The sequence below is a fragment of the Pseudomonas sp. NPDC089530 genome, assembly GCF_050280705.1.
GTDB lineage: Bacteria > Pseudomonadota > Gammaproteobacteria > Pseudomonadales > Pseudomonadaceae > Aquipseudomonas.
In genome coordinates this window covers 52,722-72,999 of record NZ_JBNNVU010000005.1, presented here as the reverse complement: position 1 = coordinate 72,999, position 20,278 = coordinate 52,722, and the positions used below count along the sequence as shown (strand labels likewise).

Below are 20,278 nucleotides of genomic sequence, written 5' to 3'. Positions count from 1 at the left end.
GACCGCCTACCTGGTGCTCGCCGCGCCCGCGGTACTCGACGAGGCCCTCAAGGCTGAGCTGCGCCAGCGTCTGGCGCAGGCCTTGCCGGCGTACATGGTGCCGTCGCTGTACGTGCGCCTCGACGCGCTGCCGCTGACCCCCAACAACAAGATCGACCGCAAGGCGCTGCCCGCGCCGCAGACGCTGGAGGCCGCGCCGGCGCAGGCTGCGGCGCCGGGTCGGGGCGAGCAGGTGGCGCGCATCTGGGCGGCCATCCTCGGCCTGCCCCAGGCGGGCGGCGACAGCCATTTCTTCAACGCCGGCGGCACCTCGTTCACCGCGACCCGCCTGATCTACCAGGTCCAGCAGGACCTGGGCATCACGCTGCCGGTCAGCCTGCTGTTCGAGCATCCGACCCTGGCCGGTTTCGCCGGCGCGCTCGAACAGCGGGCCCGGGGCGACGCCCCGGCAACCCCTGTCATGCCATTGCAGCCGGCCGCAGGTCCAGGCGACGACCCGGACCAGGCCTTGCTCGACATCCTCGCGCAATTGCAGAGCGGTCGACTCAGCGTCGACCAGGCCAATCGTTTAATGGGTGATTTCCAATGACTGTGTGCATTACCACCACCGATATCCTCAACCTGGTCAAGGACGGCCATATCTCCCTGGTCCAGGCCCGCGACCTGCTGCGCCTGGTGGCCGGCGGCGCCGGCCAGCCCGCCAAGGAGCCGCCCGCGGGCGCGACGGACATCGCCATCATCGGCATGTCCGGGCGTTTTCCCGGCGCCGACAGCACGACCGCCTTCTGGGACAACCTCAAGGCCGGGCGCGACAGCGTGGCCGAGATTCCCGCCAGCCGCTGGGACAGCCGCGACTACTTCGACCCCGACCGCAATGCCCGCGACAAGAGCTACAGCAAGTGGGCCGGGCTGGTGGACGACATCAAGGGCTTCGATGCCGACTTCTTCAACATCAGCCCCCGGGAAGCGCTGCTGATGGACCCCCAGCAGCGCCTGTTCTTCCAGGAAGCCTGGGGCGCCATCGAGGACGCCGGCTATGCCCCGGGCAGTTGGTCGGGCAGCAAGTGCGGGGTCTTCGTCGGCTGCGTCACCGGCGATTACCTGACGCACCTGCGCCAGCAGCGGATGCCGGCCGACGCCTACAGCCTGACCGGCAACACCTCGTCGATCCTCGCCGCGCGGCTGTCGTACTTCCTCAACCTGAAGGGCCCGGCGGTGGCCGTGGACACGGCCTGCTCGTCGTCCCTGGTGTCGGTGCACATGGCCTGCGAAAGCCTGCTCAGCGGCACCTGCGACGTCGCCCTGGCCGGCGGCGTGATGATCTACAACACCCCGGAACTGTTTGTCCTGGCCTCGCAGCTGGGCATGCTGTCGCCGGACGGCCGGTGCAAGACGTTCGACGAGCGGGCCAACGGCATCGTGATTTCCGAAGCGGTCGGGGTGGTGGTACTCAAGCCGCTGGCCGCCGCCGAGCGTGATGGCGACACCATCCACGCGGTGATTCGCGCCTCGGGCATCAACCAGGACGGCAAGACCCCGGGCATTACCGTGCCCAGCGCCTATGCCCAGACCCAGCTGCTCAGCGACGTCTATGCCCGCGCCGGGATCGACCCGCGCAGCATCGGCTATGTCGAGGCCCACGGCACCGGCACGCGCCTGGGCGACCCCATCGAGTTCGAAGCCCTGACCGCCGCCTTTCGCCAGCGGACCGAGCACAAGCAGTTCTGCGCCATCGGTTCGGTCAAGACCAATATCGGCCACGCCCAGGTGGCGGCGGGCATCACCAGCCTGATCAAGACCGTGCTGTGCCTGCGGCACCGCACGCTGCCGCCGTCCCTGCACCTGGAGCAGCCCAACCAGCACATCGATTTTGCCGACAGCCCGTTCTTCACCCTCGACCGCCTCCAGCCCTGGGCCGCCCAGGCCGACCACCCGCGGCGGGCCTGCGTCAGTTCCCTGGGGTTCAGCGGCACCAATGCCCATCTGGTGCTGGAAGAGTACGTGGCGACCCCGGCGGCGCCCGCTCTCCACTCCGAAGCGCCCGGCGCCGGAGTGGCGGTGCTCTCGGCCCGCACCCCGGAACGCCTGGCGGTAATGGCCGGGCGCCTGCTGCACTGGCTGGACGGCGGCGCGTCGCTGCCGGCCTTGCGCGATGTGCTGCACACCCTGCAAAGCGGGCGCGACCCGATGGCCGCCAGGCTGGCCCTGGTGTGCGACTCCCTGGAATCCCTGGCCCAGGGTTTGCGCGCCTTCCTGGCCCAGGGGGGCGATCGCCAGCAGCTGTTCGTCGGCGACGAACCCAGCGAGCAGCAACGCCAGGCGGCCCAGGCCGAGCTGGCCGCGCTGGGGCAACCCACGGCCCGCGACCTGGCCCGGCTGTGGGCGGCCGGCGCGGCCGTGGACTGGACAGGCTGCTCGCCCCAGGCCGGTCTGCGGCGAGTGCCGCTGCCCACCTATGCCTTTGCCGCGACCCCTTACTGGGCCGCCGGCACCCCCGGCGCCTCGGCCGCCGAGCCGGCCTTGCACCCGATCCTGTCCCGCCGCCTGAGCGGGACCGCGCAGCCCAGCTTCAGCCATGGCTTCGACGGGAGCGAGGTGTACCTCAAGGACCATCTGGTGTCCGGGGCGCCGACCTTGCTCGGCGTCTCCCACCTGGAAATGGCCATCGCCGCCCAGCGCCTGGCCGGCGAAGACGCGCCGCAGGGGCAGGTGCAGCAAGTGCAGAACGTGGCCTGGATCAAGCCGGTGATTGTCACCGACCAGCCCCGGCAGGTGCAGGTCGACCTGGAGCAGACCGAGCGCGGCACCGCCTACCGGGTCAGCGACGGCGCCGGGCAGCTGTATTCCCAGGGCCGGGTACGCCGGGTGCCGGCCCCGGACACGGTTCCGCGCATGGACCTGGCGGCGATCAAGGCCCGCTGTACCCAGGTCTGGCCGGCGCCGGACTGCTACCGGATCTTCGACCGCAACGACCTGGTCTACGGGCCGGGCCTGCGCACCCTGGAGACCCTGTACTTCAACGCCGCCGAATCCCTGGCCCGGCTGGTCCTGCCCCAGGCCCTGCGCCATGACCTGGCGGCCTACACCCTGCATCCGTCGTTGATGGACGGCGCCTTGCAGAGCCTGCTGGGGCTGCTCGGCGACCCCAGCCAGGATCAGACCCTGTACATCCCTTACGCCCTCGGCGAGATCACCGTCTACGCACCGCTCACGGCGACCTGCCACGCCTATGCCCGGGTGGCCGGCAACCACGGTTCGGCGCAGTTTGCCGAAAAGCGTTTCGACATCGACCTGCTGAGTGACGACGGACAAGTGCTGGCGGCCATGCGCAGCCTGTCCTACCGGCCTTACTCGTTGCGCAAGCAGGACGATTTGCAGTTGTTCGCCCCCCATTGGCACACCTGCGACCTCAGTGGCCAGATCGCCCAGCCGTCGGCGGCGCACACGGTGCTGTTCACCGCGACCCGCGGGGCAGGGCAGGCGCTGGAACAGGCCCTGGGCTTCCAGCCCTGGCGGGTGTCGCCAATCCCCGCCGGCGACGGTTCGCTACAGGTCGGCGACGACGGCAAGACCCTGGGCATCGACCCGCGCAACGCCGGGCACTGGCAGCGGCTGCTGGACGCGCTGCCGGCCAGCGGCGACTTGAACCTGCTGTTCCTGCTGGAAGAGGGGCTGCAAGAGGAGGCGCTGTTGCAGCTGCTGTATCAACTGCTGCCGATGCTGGCGGCGCGTCAGCGCGCCCAGGGCCGGCTGCTGTTCGTGAGCCGCTCGGGCGACGCCAGCCATCGCGCCCTGGCCGGTTTTGCCCGGGTCCTGGGCCATGAGCATCCCGGGTTATCGGCCAGTGTCCTCGACGTGGCCGACGGCGCCGAAGCCGATGCCGCGCGCCGGGTCGCCCAAGAGTTGCGCCATGGGCCACAGGCCGGCCAGGTGCTGGTCCGTTATCAGCAACAGGTACGCCAGGTGCAGCGCCTGGAGGGCCTGGAACGCTCGGCGGCGCTCGCGCCCCAGGGCCTGTTCCGCCAGGGTGGGGTCTACCTGATCAGCGGCGGCGCCGGGGCCCTGGGCTTGCAGATCGCCCGCCACCTGCGCCAGCGCTTCGCCGCGCGGGTGGTGCTCTGCGGCCGTTCCGCGGCGCACAGCGTGGCGCCAGCCCTGGCCCGGGCCGAAGAGGCCGGCCTGCCGGGGACGACCCGTTATCTGCAGGCCGATGTCAGCCGCCAGGCGGATGTCGCCGCGCTGTACGCGGCGATCAAGGCCGAGTTCGGTGCCCTCAACGGCGTCCTGCATGCCGCCGGGGCGATTCGCGACAGCCTGATCGTCAAGCAGGATCCGCACGCCCTGGGGCCGGTGATCGAGCCCAAGGTCGCGGGTGTCCGCCACCTGGACGAGGCGACCCGGGGCGACGCCCTGGACCTGTTCCTGGTGTTTTCCTCCATCTCGTCCCTGGCCGGGACCGTCGGCCAGTCGGCTTACGCCTATGCCAACGAATACCTCGACCATTTTGTCCAGCGGCGCGACGAGCAGGTGCGGGCCGGGCAGCGCCAGGGCAAGTCCCTGGCGGTCAACTGGCCGTACTGGCGCGACGGCGGGATGCGGATCAGCGAGCAGACCGAAACCCTGATGCGCACTGTGATGGGCGTGCAGCCGCTGACGCTGGAACTGGGGCTGGAAGTGTTGCTCGGCCTGTCGCCGGCGAGCCCCGCCTCGATCTGCGTGGCGGTGGGGGACCGGGTGAAGATCGAGAAAACCCTGGGCATGGCCGTTGCCCAGCCGGCACCGGCTGCGGCACCGGCTGCCATCCAGCCGGCGCGCGCCGCGGCCGATAACGCGGGCCTGACCCTGGCGCTGGGCCGGCTGGCCGCCGATATTCTGCGGCGCGACGCCAACAGCCTGCGGCCCCAGGTGGCCCTGAGCGACTACGGCTTCGACTCCATCACCTATGTCGAGCTGGCCAACCGGATCAACCGCGACTACGCCCTGGACATTACCCCGGCGCTGTTTTTCGAGCACAAGACCCTGGACGCCGTGGCCCGCTTCCTGGCGAACGAACATGCCCTGGCGGCGCCCGCCGCGCCGGAGGCCGAAGCGCCACCTGTTGAAGCACCGCCTGCCGCCGGCCCCGAGCTGATGGCCACCCTCAAGGACCTGGCGGCCCAGGTGCTGCACAAGACTGCGACCGGGTTCAACCCCGACGCCGAGCTGGGCAGCTACGGTTTTGACTCCATCACCTATGTCGAGTTGGCCAACAAACTCAACGGCCGCTACGCCATCGACATCACCCCGGCGCTGTTCTTCGAGCACAAGACCCTGGCCGCGGTGGCGGGATACATCGCGGCCCAGTACCCGCAAATCGTCGCGGCGCCGGCGCTCGCGGCTGTAGCCGAGCCGGCTGTGGCAGCCGTGCCCGTAGCCCCGGCCGTCGTGCCACAGGCCGACAACGGCGCCATGCCGATCGCGATCATCGGCATGGCCGGGGTGCTGCCGGGCTCGCCGGACCTGGAGCGCTTCTGGGAACGCCTGGACGCCGGCGACGATGCGATCACCACGGTCCCGCCGCAGCGCTGGAGCTGGGAGGCGCTCTACGGCGACCCGGCCGAAGGCGGCAAGACCCGCGCCAAATGGGGCGGGTTCATCGAGGATGTCGACAAGTTCGACAGCCTGTATTTCAACATCTCGCCCCATGAAGCGAAGCTGATGGACCCCTCCCAGCGACTGATCCTCGAGACGGTGTTCAGCGCCATCGGCAACGCCGGCTACGCCAGCGCCGATTTCGCCGGCAGCCGGACCTCGGTGTTCATCGGCGTCGGCGCCACCGACTACCTCAACCTGCTGGTGGCCTCCGGGCAACCGGTCAGCGCCTATTCCTCCACCGGGCTGTCCCATTCGGTGCTGGCCAACCGCATCTCCTACCTGTTGGGCATCCATGGGCCGAGCCAGCCGGTGGACACCGCCTGCTCCAGTTCGCTGATCGCCCTGCACCGGGCGGTGGAGTCGATCCGCAACGGCTGCGAAATGGCGATCGCCGGCGGCGTCAACCTGATCCTCAGCCCGTTCCTCACCCTGTCGTTCAGCGACGCCGGGATGCTGAGCGAGGACGGTCGCTGCATGACCTTCAGCGACAAGGCCAACGGCTATGTGCGCGGCGAAGGGGCTGGCGCGGTGCTGCTCAAGCCGTTGCACCAGGCCATCGCCGACGGCGACGTGATTCACGGGGTGATCCGCGCCACGGCGGAGAACCATGGCGGGCGGGCGTCGTCCCTGACCGCGCCGAATCCGCTGGCGCAATCGATGTTGCTGGTGGACGCCTACACCCGGGCCGGGGTCGATCCCTCGACCATCACCTACATCGAGACCCACGGCACCGGCACGCCCCTGGGCGACCCGATCGAAATCAACGGCCTGAAAGACGCCTTCGCCACCTTGTCCCGCAACCATGGCGTGAGCATTCCCGAAGGGCGCTGCGGCCTGGGCGCGGTCAAGACCAATATCGGCCACCTGGAAGCCGCCGCCGGCATGGCCGGGCTGTTCAAGATCCTCCTGTCGATGCAGCACGGCACCTTGCCGGGCAACCTGCATTTCCAGCGGCAGAACCCCTACATCAAGCTGGCCGGCAGCCCGTTCTACATCCTCGACCAGCGCCAGCCGTGGACGCGCCTGAGCGACCCGCAGGGCCAGCCGATCCCCCGGCGCGCCGGGGTCAGCAGCCTGAGCTTCTCCGGGGCCAATGCCCACGTGGTGCTGGAAGAGTATGTAGCGCCGAACGTCGCGCCGGCGGCGGACGGCGAGCAACTGGTGGTGCTGTCGGCCAGGACCCGCGAGCGCTTGCTGGAAAGCGCCCGGCGCCTGGCCCGGCATATTGAGCAGTACCCGGACATCTCCCTGGCCAACCTGGCCTACACCCTGCAAGTGGGCCGCGACCCGCTGGCCGAGCGCCTGGCGCTGGTGGTGGGCAGCGTGGCGGAACTGGCGCAGCGCCTGGGTCAATTGAGCGACGAGCCCACGGCCGCCGCTGCGGCCTACTGGAGCCATCCCGACGCCAACGGCGCCGAGGCGCCCGAGCAGCACTGGGAGCAGGCCCTGGCGGCCCGCGACCTGCACGCCCTGGCGCGCTTGTGGACCCGGCATCGCGACAGCGCCCTGGACTGGCGCGGGCTGCCGCGTCCTGCCGGCGTGCGCCGGGTGGCGCTGCCGAGCTATCCGTTTGCGCGGATCCGCCATTGGGCCATCGACGACCAGCCTGTGCCGCCGACGCCCGAGCCGTCCGCGCGCCATGCCGTGCTGACCTTCGCCGAGCGCTGGCAAGCGGCGCCCGCCGAGGTCGCCAGCGCAGCCGCGGAGCAACCGCGGCTGGTGCTGTGCTGCCTGTCCGACCCGGCCCGACAGGCGCAATTGCGCCAGTTGGCGGCCACGCAGCTGCCCGGCAGCCGCCTGGTGTTCCTCTCGCGCCAGGGCCATGGCAGCGCCGACAGCTTCGCCCTCGACCCGCAACGGGCCCATGAGGTCAGCGCCGTGCTGGGGACTATCGTCCAGCAGCAGGGCGCCATCGACGGCCTGCTGTACCTGTGGCCGCTGGAAGCGCCGGAGCTCGCGCAACAGCCGGTGCTGCTGGTGAACCTGATCCAGGCGCTGGCCCGTCAGCAGCAGAACCTGCAGCAGGTATTGCTGGCCGGTCTGTGCCGCGACGGACTGGAGCGCTGCCAGCTGGAATCCTGGATCGGCCTGGAGCGTTCCATGCCGCGCATCCTGGCGCAGACCGTCTGGCAGACCCTGTTGCTGGAAAGCACCGCGACCTGCGACTTCGCCCTGGCCGGACCGGAGCAGGCCAGTGCCTGTTTCGAACCGCTGCTGGCGCAATGGCGCGGCGGCGCCGGCGGCAGCAGCCTCTATATCGGGCCGCAGCGCTACCGGCTGGCGGCGCAACGCCTGGAATTCGAGGCCGGCGCAGGGGTGACGCCTGCGGACTTGCCGTCGGCCCGGGCCGGCACCTGGCTGATCACCGGCGGCAGCGGCCGCCTGGGGCTGCTGTTCGCCGATTACCTGGCGCGTACCCATGGCGCAGCCCTGCGCCTGGCGCTGGTGGGGCGTGCGGCGCCGACCCAGGCCCTGGAGCAACAGCTGCAGGCCCTGGCCGCCACGGGCGCCAAGGTGCGTTACTTCCAGGCCGACGTGACCGACTTCGCCTCCCTGGAGCAGGCGCTGATCCAGGCCCGCACGGCCTTCGGCCCGCTGCAGGCGTTGATCCACGCCGCCGGTGTCGAGGAGGGGCCGGGGCTGTTGCAGGCTCCGGCGCAGGGGTTCCAGACGGTGCTGGCGCCCAAGGTGGCGGGCACCGAATTGCTCGATGCCCTGACCGCCGGCGACCCGCTGGTCCATGCCTGTTATTTCTCCTCGACCGCCGCCTTGCTCGGCGACATGGGCGCGGCCAGCTACGCCATGGGCAATCGCTTCCTGATGGCCCACGCCAGCTATCGCAACCGCCAGGTCGCCCGCGGCGAGCGCCACGGGCAGACCGTCGCCATCAACTGGCCGCTGTGGCAAGAGGGCGGCATGGGCCCGGTGCGGGCCGCCGCCGACTCCGCAGCGGGCCGCGACCTGGCGTCGTACCTGCAACGCAGCGGCCAGGCCCTGCTCACCGCGCAACAGGGCCTGCCGGCCTTCGAAGCGATCCTGCGCAGCGGCCTGGAGCAGGTGGCCGTGGCCTACGGCGATGGGGACCGGTTGGCGTCGTTGTTCGACCTCGATAGCCAGGCGCAGCCGTCGGCGGCGCCTGCGGTCGAAGCGCTGCCGGCCGCCGCGTCGCTGGATCTACCCGCCCAGCTGTTGGCGGAGCTGCAAGGCCTGTGCAGCGACGTGGCGCAGATTCCGGCCGCGGAACTGGTCGGCGACGCCACCCTGAGCAGCTTCGGTTTCGACTCGATCAACCTGGCGCGCCTGGCCCGGTCGATGCAGCAACGGTTCGGCTTCGCGGTCAGCCCGGCGCTGTTTTTCTCCCATCCGACCCTGGCGCGGCTGGCCGGGCACCTGGCGCAACAGCACGCAACGGCGTTGACCGAGCATTACCGTGCGCCGGCCACAGCCACAGCCACAGCCACGGCGGCCCCGGCCCAGGCGGCGCAACCCTCGAGCGCGCAACAGGCCGCGGTCCCGGCGCCTGCCCAGGCCCCGGGCAACGGCGGCGCGCTGCTGGCCGAACCCATCGCGATCATCGGCGCCAGCGGCCGTTTCCCGCAGTGCGATTCGGTGGACGAAATGTGGCAGTTGCTGCTGGACGGGCGCAGCGCGGTGAGCGCGGCCCAGGCCCCCGAGGGCTACAGCTGCGGTTCGTTGCGCGGGGTCGACGAGTTCGACCCGCTGTTCTTCGGCATTTCCCCGCGGGCGGCCGAAGAGATGGACCCGCGCCAGCGGCTCCTGCTCGAAGAGTCCTGGCGCGCCCTGGAAGATGCCGGCATCGGCCCGCGCCAGCTGGCCAGCCGCCGAGTCGGGGTGTTTGTCGGCCTGGAGGAGGGCGAGTACTTCCAGCTGGGCGGCGCCGGTTCGATCACTGCCAACCACAGCGCCATCGCCGCCTCGCACCTGGCGTATTTCCTCGACCTCGACGGCCCGGTGATGACCCTCAACACCGCCTGCTCCTCGGGGTTGGTGGCCTTGCACCAGGCCTGTCAGAGCCTGCGCCTGGGCGAGTGCGAGATGGCCCTGGTCAGCAGCGCCAACCTGATGCTCACCCGGCAATCGTTCAGCCGCATGGACCAGGCCGGCATGCTGTCGCCGGACGGTCGCTGCCATACCTTCGACCAGCGCGCCAACGGCATGGTCCCCGGCGAGGCGGTGGTGGCCCTGGTGGTCAAGCCGTTGTCGGCGGCCCTGGCGGACGGCGATCCGATCGTCTCGGTGATCGCTGCCAGCAAGATCAACTACGACGGCAAGACCAACGGCATCACCGCGCCCAATGGCGCGGCGCAGGCGCGCCTGCTGGCAGAGGCCTACGCGGCCTGCGACCTGGCGCCGCGGCAGATCGATTACGTGGTCACCCACGGTACCGGCACCGCCCTGGGCGATGCGGTGGAGGTCAACGCCCTGGCGCAGGTCTTCGGCCAGCCCCAGGACGGCGTCCATTGCGCGCTGACGTCGACCAAGACCAACTTCGGCCACAGCCTGGCCGCGTCGGGCCTGGTCAGCACCTTGTGCCTGGCGTCGGCGCTGCGTCATGAAACCATCCCGCCAAGCCTGAATTTCCAGACCCACAACGACTTCGTCGACTGGCAGGCGAGCGCCTTGTTCGTCAACACCGCGCCGCGCCCGTGGCCGGCCAGGGCCGAGGGCGCGCGGCATGGCGCGGTGAGTGCGTTCGGCATGAGCGGCACCAATGCCCACGTGGTGCTGCGCGACCTGGCGGGCGCCGAGCGGCGTCCGCCGCAGCGCTTCAAGACCGCGGCGGCGTACCTGCTGGTGCTGTCGGCGCGTTCGATCCTGTCGCTGTGCGACCGGGTCGAGCAGTTGATCGAGGCGCTGGCCGGCAACCCGCCACTGGACCTGGCCGCGGTCAGCCACACCCTGCTGGACGGTCGCCATCACTTCGAATACCGCTGTGCCCTGGTGGTGCCGGACCGGGCTGCGGCGCTGAGCCTGCTGCGCCAACTGGCCAGCGACTACCTGCCCCAGGCCCGGGCCCGGGCGGCCAGCGACGACGCCTTCCCGGCACAGGTGTTCCAGGAGCGGGTGCTGCTGGGCAAAGGCGACAAGCGCCAGGCGCCGCAGCCTTCCATCGTGCGCACCATCGAGCAGTGGGTGCGGCAACTGGGGGACGACCTTGCGCCCGAGGCAGTGGTAACCGAGGCCCCGGCCGAGGGCTACGAGGAGACCCTGCGCAGCCTGGCCGATTTCTACTGCCAGGGGTACGCGCTGCCCTGGCATCTGCGTTACCCGCGCCAGGCCCCCGTGCGTCTGCCCCTGCCGACCTATCCCTTCGAGCACGGCCGCTATTGGGTCGACCCCCAGGGCCCCGGCCGCGGCACGCCACCGGCGGCGCCTGCGACCCAGGCCCAGGCGTTAGTGAGGTACCAGGGCTCGCAGGCCGGCGGCGAATGCTTCGTGTCGGCGTTCACCGGGCAGGAATTCTTCCTGGCCGACCATGTGGTGCAGGGGCATCACGTGCTGCCCGGGGTGGCCTACCTGGAAATGGCCCTGCAAGCCGCGGCCACGCTGCAATCGGGCTGGACCCGCGCGCGCCTGGCCAAGGTCGGTTGGCTGGCGCCGCTGACCTGGCACGCCGACCAGGCGCGGCAGGTGGACACCCGGCTGACCCCGCTGGCCGAGGCCGGCAGCTTCGCCTACAGCATTGCCAGTCGCGCGGCGGACCAGCCGGCGGCCGAGCCGACCCTGCATGGCCAGGGCGTGGTGTCGCTGTTCGACAGCGCCCCGGGCGGGGACTTCGCGGCCCCCGAGGTGCTGGATATCCAGGCGCTCAAGGCGCGCAGCCGACACGTCCTGTCGGGCGCCGACTGCTACGCCGCGTTCCAGGCGGCAGGGCTGGCCTACGGGCCGGCGTGCCGGGCGATCGAGGCGGTCCACTGCGAGGCCGGGCAATGCCTGGTGCGCCTGGTGCTGCCCGAGGCGCCGGGCAGCCAGTCCACGAGCGGCTGGACCTTGCATGCGGCCTTGCTTGACGGTGCGCTGCAAGGGGTGGCGGGGTTCTTCCTCGGCGCGGACGGCAGCGGCAGCCTGCCGCCGAAAGTGCCGTTCGCCCTGGAGCGGCTCGACATCCACGGCGCGCTCGAGCCCAGGATGTGGGCGTTGCTGAGCCTCGATACCCAGGGGGCGGTGAGCAAGCTCGACGCCCGGCTGTACGACGATCAGGGCCGCCTGCGGGTGAGCCTGCACGGCCTGGCCGCGCGGGAGATCGCCCTGGGCGGGCGCGAGGCGCTGGCCCCGATCCGCCTGCTGCGCCAGTGGCAAGCGCTGGCCGCCGCTACTAGTGCGCCGCCGGTGCCCGGCCAGCATCAGGTGCTGTTGCTGGCGGCCGACGATTCGCTGGCGGCGTCCGGCCGCCTCGGCCAGCTGTTGCCCCAGGCGCAGGTGCAGGCGCTGGCGGTGCGCTCCAGCGGCCAGGACAACCAGGCCCTGGCCCGGGATTACCAGGCGGCGGCCGCGGCCTTGTTCGCCCACCTCAAGACTTGCCTGGGGGCCGGCGCCGGCCAGCAGCCGCTGTTTATCCAGGTGCTGTTGCTCGGCTGGCCGGCGGCGCCGGTCATGCTCGGCCTCGAGGGCCTGCTGAAGACCGCGTGCCTGGAAAACCCAAGGCTGCGCGGGCAACTGATCGCCATGCCGAGCCTGGATGGGTTCGAGCCGGGGCTGATCGGCGCCGAGCACTCGGCGGTCTGGCTCGAGGACGGCGAACTACGGGTGCCGGTCTGGAGCCGCGGCGCGGCGCCGGCCGCGCAACGGCCGCTGTGGAAGGACGGCGGTTGCTACCTGATTACCGGCGGCGCGGGCGGGCTGGGGCGGATCTTCGCCCGGGAGGTCATCGAAAACAGCCGCGACGCGCGCATCGTCCTGGTGGGGCGCTCGCTGCTGGGCGAGGCCGAACGCCAGCAATTGGCCGACCTCGAACAGCGCGGGGCGCGGGTCGTGTACTGCCAGGCGGACATCGGCCAGCTGGCGGAAGTCGAAGCCTTGCTGGCCTCGGTGCAACAGGCCCACGGCCCCCTGAACGGGGTGATCCATAACGCCGGCATCGCCGCCGATGACTTTATCGTCAACAAGACCCAGGCGCAGTTCGCCGCGGTGCTGGAGCCCAAGGTGCGGGGCACCGCCAACCTCGACCACGCCACCCGCAACCTGGGCCTGGACTGGTTCGTGCTCTGCGCCTCGGCCAGCGGCGTGACCGGTAACGTCGGCCAGGCCGACTACGCGACGGCCAATGCCTTCCTCGACGGTTTTGCCTATGTGCGCAACCAGCAGGTGCGCCGCGGCGAACGCCAGGGCCATACCCTGGCGGTGGACTGGTCGCTGTGGGCCGAAGGCCGCATGCGCCCGGACGCCGGGACCGAGGAACGGCTGTGGAGCCGCTCGGGCATTCGCCCCCTGAGCACGAAGGTGGCTCTGGCGGCGTTGCGCAGCGCCCTGGCCGAAGGCGCGACCCAGGTGCTGGTGGCCGAAGGCGATCCGGCCCGGGCGCTGGTGCCGTTTGGCCTGGGCCCGGCGCCTCGCGCGGCGGTCGAGCCGGTCGAGCTGCCTGGGGCCGCGCCGGCCCCGAGCGCGGCGGTGACTGCGGAGCAGGTCCAGCAGTACTTCAAGCAGTTGCTCTGCGATGTGTTCGCGCTGCCGGCGCACCGGATCGATGTCCGGGCGCCCCTGGAAGACTACGGCATCGACTCGATCATGGTCGGGCGCTTGACCGCCCGCCTCGAAGCCGTGTTCGGGCCCTTGTCGAAAACCCTGTTCTTCGAATTCCAGACCCTGGAGAAACTCTGCGGCTATTTCCTCGAACAGCATGGGCAAGAGTTGGCGCGGCGCCTGAACCCGGCCGCGCCCGTCGCCGTGCCCGGCATTCCGCCCGTCGCCGTGAACGTGGAGCCTGAGGTGCCGGCGACTCCGGCACCCGCCGCCGGCCCGATGCAGTTCGCCATCGTCGGCCTCAGCGGCCAGTACCCGCAGGCGGCGGATCTGCAGCAGTACTGGGACAACCTGCGCCAGGGGCGCGACTGCATCACGCCGATCCCGGCCCAGCGCTGGAACCACGCGCGCTTCTACGCCGAGGAGAAAAACCTCCCCGGCACCACCTACGGCAAGTGGGGCGGTTTCATCGACGATGTGGACTGCTTCGACACCCTGTTTTTCAACATCTCGGCCCGGGAGGCGGAAATCCTCGATCCCCAGGAGCGGCTGTTCCTGCAATGCGCCTACCACCTGCTCGAGGATGCCGGCTACACCCGGGCGTCCCTGGCCGCCACGGCGCGCCGCTACAGCCGCGAGCACAGCGCCGCCCATAGCCTGGACAGCGCCGCCGTCGGGGTGTTCGTCGGCGCGATGTACAACGAGTACCAGCTCTACGGCCCCGAAGAGACGGCCCTGGGCCATCCGCTGGCGATTCCCGGCAATGTCGCCTCGATCGCCAACCGCGTGTCGTACTTCTGCAACTTCCATGGCCCCAGCGTGACCCTGGACACCATGTGTTCCTCCTCGCTGACCGCGATCCACATGGCCTGCCAGAGCCTGCTGGCCGGCGAATGCGCGCTGGCGATCGCCGGCGGGGTGAACGTCACCGTGCACCCGAACAAATACCTGGTGCTGGGCCAGGGCCGCTTCCTCTCCGACGACGGCCGTTGCCGCAGTTTCGGCGAGGGCGGCAGCGGCTATGTGCCCGGCGAAGGCGTCGGCGCGGTGTTGCTCCGGCCGCTGGCGGATGCGGTGGCCCAGGGCGACCGCATTTATGGGGTGATCCAGGCCTCGGCCATCAACCACGGCGGCAAGACCAACGGCTATTCGGTGCCCAACCCCAATGCCCAGGCGGCGCTGATCAAGGCCGCCCTGCAACAGGGCGGGGTGGACCCGCGCGCCATCGGCTACATCGAGGCCCATGGCACCGGCACGGCCCTGGGCGATCCCATCGAGATCGCCGGGCTGAGCAAGGCGCTGGGGACCGGCTGGCAGGAAGACCGGCTGTGCGCCATCGGCTCGGTCAAGTCCAATATCGGTCACGCCGAAAGCGCGGCCGGCATCGCCGGGCTGACCAAGATCCTGCTGCAATTCCAGCACCGGCAACTGGTGCCTTCGCTGCATTCGGCGGTGCTCAACGGCAATATCGATTTTGCCGGCACGCCGTTCCGGGTCCAGCAGGTGCTGGCGGACTGGGAAGTGGCCGAAGGTGAAGCGCGGGTGGCGGCGGTGTCCTCGTTCGGCGCCGGCGGCTCCAACGCGCACCTGATCCTGCGCGAGCCTACGGAGGGCGAATCCGCCCCCGTGCCTGCCAGCCACGCCGGCAGTGCCTGGGCGATCCCGCTGTCGGCCCGCACGGCGGGGCAACTGCGGGACAAGGTGGAACAACTGCGCCAGGCCCTGGCCGACGGCCGTCCACGGACCCTGGCCGACATTGCCCATACCTTGCAGGTGGGGCGCGAAGCCATGCGCGAGCGGCTGGTGTTCATGGCCGACTCGCTGGAGGGGCTCGCAACGCGCTTGCAGAGCCTGAGCCTGAACTGGGCGCAACTGGAGGCCGCGAGCGGCGCCGGCCTGTGGCGCGAACCGACCGGGGCCGGGGTGTTCTATCGGGCCAAGGCGGGTACGGCGCCTGCCGCTGTTGTGGCCGGAGCGGCCCTGGAGGCGCACCTGCGCGCCTGGGTCGAAGGCGCCACCCTGGACTGGGTCGCACTGCAGCCGGGCACCGCGGCCCGGCGCATCGGCCTGCCGCTGTACCCCTTTGCCAAGGAACGCTACTGGGCACCCCTGGGCCGGGATGCGCTCGCGCCGCTACCCGCCGCGGCGGCGGACCAGCCGATCCTGGTCCGCCGCTGGCAGGCCGCGCCCCTGGTGAGCGCGGACTTGCCCGCGGCCGAGGGTGGGCTGTTGATCCTGTGTACGGAATCGACCCTGGCCCTGGCCCGGGGCCTGTTCGCGGAGAGCGGTGTGGACAAGCACTACCTGGTGCACCAGGGCGAGCAGGGGGTGGATTTCCATGACCCGGACCGCACCCTGGCGGCCTATCGCCGCTGCCCGGGCCCACTGGCCGGGCTGATCGACCTGACGGCCCTCGATAGTGGCTATGAAGCCAGCACCGCCCTCGAACGCGGCAAGCTGGTGCTGCTCCAGGCCTTCCTCGCCGAGCAGCGCCAGCACGGACCGCGGCTGTTGCTGGTGACCCACGGCCTGCACCCCTGGAAGCGGCAACCGACGCTGCAGGGCGCGCGCACTGTCGGTCTGTACCGCATGCTCGATGCCGAGTACCGCAGCGTGCGGGCCGGGGTCCTGGACAGCGACCTGAACCTGTCGCAACAGCCCGCGCTGATTACCCAGATCGAGGCTGAGTTCGAGGCCGGACTGCAGGCGGACTGCTGCTACCGCCAGGGCGAGCGTTTTGTCGCGGCCTTCGAGCCGCTGGCAACCCGCGCCGCCGCGGTGCCGGCCTGGCAGGCCGACGATGTGCTGCTGGTGACCGGCGGCACCGGCGGGATCGGCGCGGCCCTGGTGGACCATCTGATCCAGGCGGGGGCGCGGGCCATCGCGATCATCGGTCGCGAACCCTTGCCCGACGCCGGGCAGTGGCCGCGGCTGCTGGCCGCGGAAAGCGGTCTGGACGACCGGGTACTGGCCAGGGTCCGCCGCCTGCAAGGCTGGCGGGAGCAGGGGGTACGGGTTGCCTATCAGGCCTGCGACCTGCAGGCGCCAGCGGCCATCGGCCAGGCCGTCGATGGGCTGGAACAGCAGCTGGGTCCGGTGACCGGGGTCTTCCACTGCGCCGGATCGGTGAGTGCCGCACCGGCCCTCATCAAGAAGACCCTGGACGAAATGGCGGCCGTGTGCGCGCCGAAAATCGCCGGTCTGGCGGCCTTGTACCAGCGCCTGGACAGCCAGCGGCTGCGCTTTTTCCTGATGTTTTCCTCGGTGTCGGCCAGCGTGCCGGCCCTGGCGTCGGGGCAGGGCGACTACGCCATGGCCAATGCCTATATGGATCAGTTCGCCCTGGCCAACGCCCGGCCCGGGGTGTGCTCGGTGCAATGGCCGGCCTGGGCCGAAGTCGGCATGGCCGTGGGCAACAGCGGGCCGCTGGCCGCGCAGCTGGGGCTCAAGCCCCTGGGTACCGCGGTCGGCCTGGGCCTGCTGGACCAGGTGCTGGCCCTGGCCCTGTCGCCGGACAACCCGGGGCTGTGCCTGCCTTGCCATGTGGACCTGGAGCGCTTCAGCCCGGCCGGGCTGGCCCGGCGTCCCGTCGCGGCCCAGCCTGCCCCGGCGCCGGTTGCCGCGGCGCCGTCTGCCCCGGCGCCGTTGCTGGCCGCCCTGGAAGCGGCCATGCGCCAGCTGCTGATGGAGGAACTGAAGTTCTCCGCCGAGCAACTGGCGGATCGGGACATGGCGTTCGTCGACTACGGCATCGAGTCGATCATGGTCCTGCAACTCATGGAACGCCTCGGCGCCTGGGTGGGCAACCGCCTGGACCCGTCGCTGATGTTCGAGTTCACCACCCTGGGCAGCCTGTGCGAGCACCTGGCAGGCACTTACCCCGAGGCCCTGCAGCGGCATCTTGGCCTGCTGGAGCAAAGCCCTGAACCTGTACCGCTGGCGCAGCCTGAACCAGCTCCAGCTCCAGCTCCAGCTCCAGCTCCAGCTCCAGCCCCGGCCCCGGCCCCAGTTCCAGCCCCGGTCGAGGCCTCCCGGCCGGCGGATATCGCCATCGTCGGCCTGGCCGTGCGCCTGCCCGGGGCCGAGGATGCCCAGGCGTTCTGGGCCCAGCAAGGCCGCGGCGAGTCGGCCATCGGGCCGATGCGCGAGCACCGCTGGCCGGGGGGGCATGGCCAGGCCTACGGCGGCTGGCTGGAGGCTATCGACCAGTTCGACCCGGCGTTCTTCGGCCTCAATCCCAAGGACGCGGCGGTGATGGACCCCCAGGCCCGGCTGATGCTGGAACAAGGCGTCACGGCCCTGTTCGATGCCGGCTATTCCCAGCGCGAGCTGTCGGGCCGGCCGGTGGGCGTCTATATCGGCGGCCGCCTGCGGGTCACCGCCGACGCCCGGTCGCTGGCCGAGGCCAGCAACCCGATCCTCGGCGTGGGGCAGAACTACCTGGCGAGCAACCTGTCGCGTTTCCTCAACCTGACCGGCCCCAGCCTGGTGGTGGACACCGCCTGTTCCTCGGGCCTGACTGCCATGTCCCTGGCGTTCGATGCCCTGCGCAACGGCAGCATCGACATGGCCCTGGTGGGCGCCACCAGCCTGTTGACCTCGTCCGACGCCCATGACCTGTTCTCGGCGCGCAATATCCTCAGCCCCGACGGCGCCTTCAATATCTTCGACGACCGTGCCGCCGGCGATGTGCTGGGCGAGGGGGTGGTGGCCCTGGTCTGCAAGACCCTGGACGCCGCGCAGGCCGACGGCGACCGCATCTACTGCGTGGTCAAGGGCCTGGCGGTGAACAACGACGGCCGCACCCTGGGGCCGGGTTCGCCCAGCCTCAAGGCGCAGCAGGAGGTGATGCGCCAAGCCCTGCGCCAGGCCGGCAAGACCCCGCGGGACGTCGGCTATATCGAGGTCAACGGCGGCGGTTCGGCGGTGGTCGACGCGGTGGAGATCAAGGCGCTGGCCCAGGTCTACCAACTCGACGACAGCGCCCTGGACGCCTGCTGCCTGGGCTCGGTCAAACCCAGCGTCGGCCATCTGCTGCTGACCTCGGGGCTGGCCGGTTTCGTGCGCTGCGCCTTGAGCCTGCACCATCGGCAGATCGTGCCCAGCGCCTGCGGCCTGGGGCCTTTCGAGCACTTCGATTTCGCCGCCTCGCGGGTGCATTTCAACCGGCGCACGCTGGACTGGAAAGCCGCCGACGGCCGCCCCCGGGTCGCCGCCCAGAGCTGCTTCCCGGACGGCGGCACCAATTGCCACGTGATCCTCGAAGAGTTCGTCGCCGCTCCCGGCTACGTGCCCGTGCGCCAGCCATTGCCGGCGCCAGCGTTCGAGCGCCGCGCCTTTCCCCGCCATCGCGACCCCGCGCCGGCCCCCGTTGCCCAGGTCGAACCTGCAACCGTGGCAGCGGCCGTCGCGCCTTCTTCTATCCCGTCAAGCTGGGGTGTGATTCATGAACAAGTACTTTGATCTGACGATCGGCGCCGACCATCCGCTGGTGGCCCGGCATCGCGTCCAGGGCCAGGCGGTCTTGCCGGGCCTGGCGTATATCGACCTGCTGCTGCGGGTCGCCCGCGACGGCCTGGGGCTCGATTGCCTGCGCACCCAGGTGCGCGACCTGGTGATTTACCAGCCGCTGATCGTCCAGGCCGGTTCGGCGTTGCGCCTGACCCTGGGGATGCAGCGCGAGGGCGACGCCTGGGTCGTGCACGTCGACGGCGTGGCGCTGCAAGGCGAGGCGGTCGTGGGGGCGAGTGTGAAGTACTGCTCCGCGCGCTTGCAGCCGACGCTCGAAGGAGCGGGGGCCAAGCCCGACCTGGACCTGGCCGCCCTCAGGGCCGAAGCCGACAGCCAGGTCCCACTGCAGGCGCTGTATGCCCGGGCGCGGGAGCGGGATCTGGTGCACGACGGGCTGCTGCTGGCCGAAGGCTGCGTCCATCGTTTTGCCTGGGGCTGCCTGATCGAGCTGGGCGTGGCGCCGCAATGGCGAGAGCTGATGCCCGATGCGTTGTTCCATCCGACCCTGATCGACGGCGCGGCCGTGGCCTCCGCGGTGCTCGAAGACCAGCTGCCCGCCGGCGACGACGGCCTGTACCTGCCGTTGCACTACGGCGCGTTCCAGGCCCGGGCGCTGTTGCAGGAGGCCTGCGTGGCCCGCGTCGAGCTGGCCCGGATCGTCACGGCCAACGACATCCGCAAGCTGGACATCGACTTCTACGACCTGACGGGCCGCTGGGTCGCCAGCCTCGGCGAGCTGACCGGCAAGCGCGTCAGGGCAACCCTGGGCGCGGCTGCGCCCCAGGCTTCCCAGGTACCGCAGAGCGCGCCGGCTACCGGGGGGGCGAGCCATGACGTGGCGCCGGATATCCTGGCGGTGTTCGCCCGGCACCTGCACACCCGCGCCGATCAGGTCGATCCGCAGCGCGGCTTTTTCGACATGGGCCTCAGTTCGGCGCAGATGCTGACCATCCTCAAGGACATCGAGCAACTGCTGGCCCGGCGCCTGAACCCGACCTTGCTGTTCGAGCACAACACCGTCGAGGAGCTGCTGAACCATATCCGCCAGTTGGCGCCCCAGGTCGCGCCGCCAGCGGCTGTTCTGCAAGCGCCAGCGGCCGTGGGGCAACCGGCAGCAGCGGCCGCGTACCGTTTCGCCGCCGACGAGGCCTACCTGCAGGATCACCGGGTGGACGGCCAGCCGGCCCTGATGGGCATCACCTACCCGAGCCTGGTGCTGCAGAGCGCATTGGCCGGCGCCGCCGGCTTGCCGCTGAGCCTGCAGGACATCCGCTTCCATGGCGGCCCGCTGAAGCTGCGGCCGGGGCAGACCGCCGAGGTACAGGTGCGCCTGGAAGCCGACGGCAGCGCCGGCTTCAGTGCGCATCAACGCGTGGCCGGGGCGGGCGCGAGCCTGTGCTGCGAAGGTCGCCTGCAAGCGCCGCAACACGCC

The 20,278-nt window shown here is 70.8% G+C and carries 3 protein-coding genes (2 of these 3 only partly in view); all 3 read left to right on the top strand.

What is annotated here, in order from left to right; translation table 11 throughout:
- Tightly spaced (each overlapping or abutting the next), the 3 genes in view from ACQKQA_RS03380 to ACQKQA_RS03370 form a layout consistent with a single transcriptional unit that may run on beyond the window.
- A protein-coding gene (locus tag ACQKQA_RS03380) for an amino acid adenylation domain-containing protein (RefSeq protein ID WP_427553518.1) crosses the window boundary here: on the top strand, window positions 1-589 show its 3' end. 7,841 nt of this gene lie to the left of the window's left edge; the window shows 589 of its 8,430 coding nt (coding positions 7,842-8,430); its start codon lies beyond the left edge, outside the window; its stop codon occupies window positions 587-589.
- The gene (locus tag ACQKQA_RS03375) at window positions 586-18,798 is read left to right on the top strand and encodes an SDR family NAD(P)-dependent oxidoreductase (RefSeq protein WP_427553516.1); all 18,213 of its coding nucleotides are present in this window, start codon (window positions 586-588) and stop codon (window positions 18,796-18,798) included. Before ACQKQA_RS03380 ends, ACQKQA_RS03375 begins: the two co-directional genes overlap by 4 nt.
- Window positions 18,782-20,278, top strand: the 5' portion of a protein-coding gene (locus ACQKQA_RS03370; protein ID WP_427553513.1) for a beta-ketoacyl synthase N-terminal-like domain-containing protein. 5,601 nt of this gene lie beyond the right edge of the window; the window shows 1,497 of its 7,098 coding nt (coding positions 1-1,497); its start codon is at window positions 18,782-18,784; its stop codon lies beyond the right edge, outside the window. Before ACQKQA_RS03375 ends, ACQKQA_RS03370 begins: the two co-directional genes overlap by 17 nt.

Excerpts from the sequence above, each read along its gene's own strand:
- ACQKQA_RS03375 (WP_427553516.1), top strand. The coding sequence starts at position 586 with ATGACTGTGTGCATTACCACCACCGATATCCTCAACCTGGTCAAGGAC.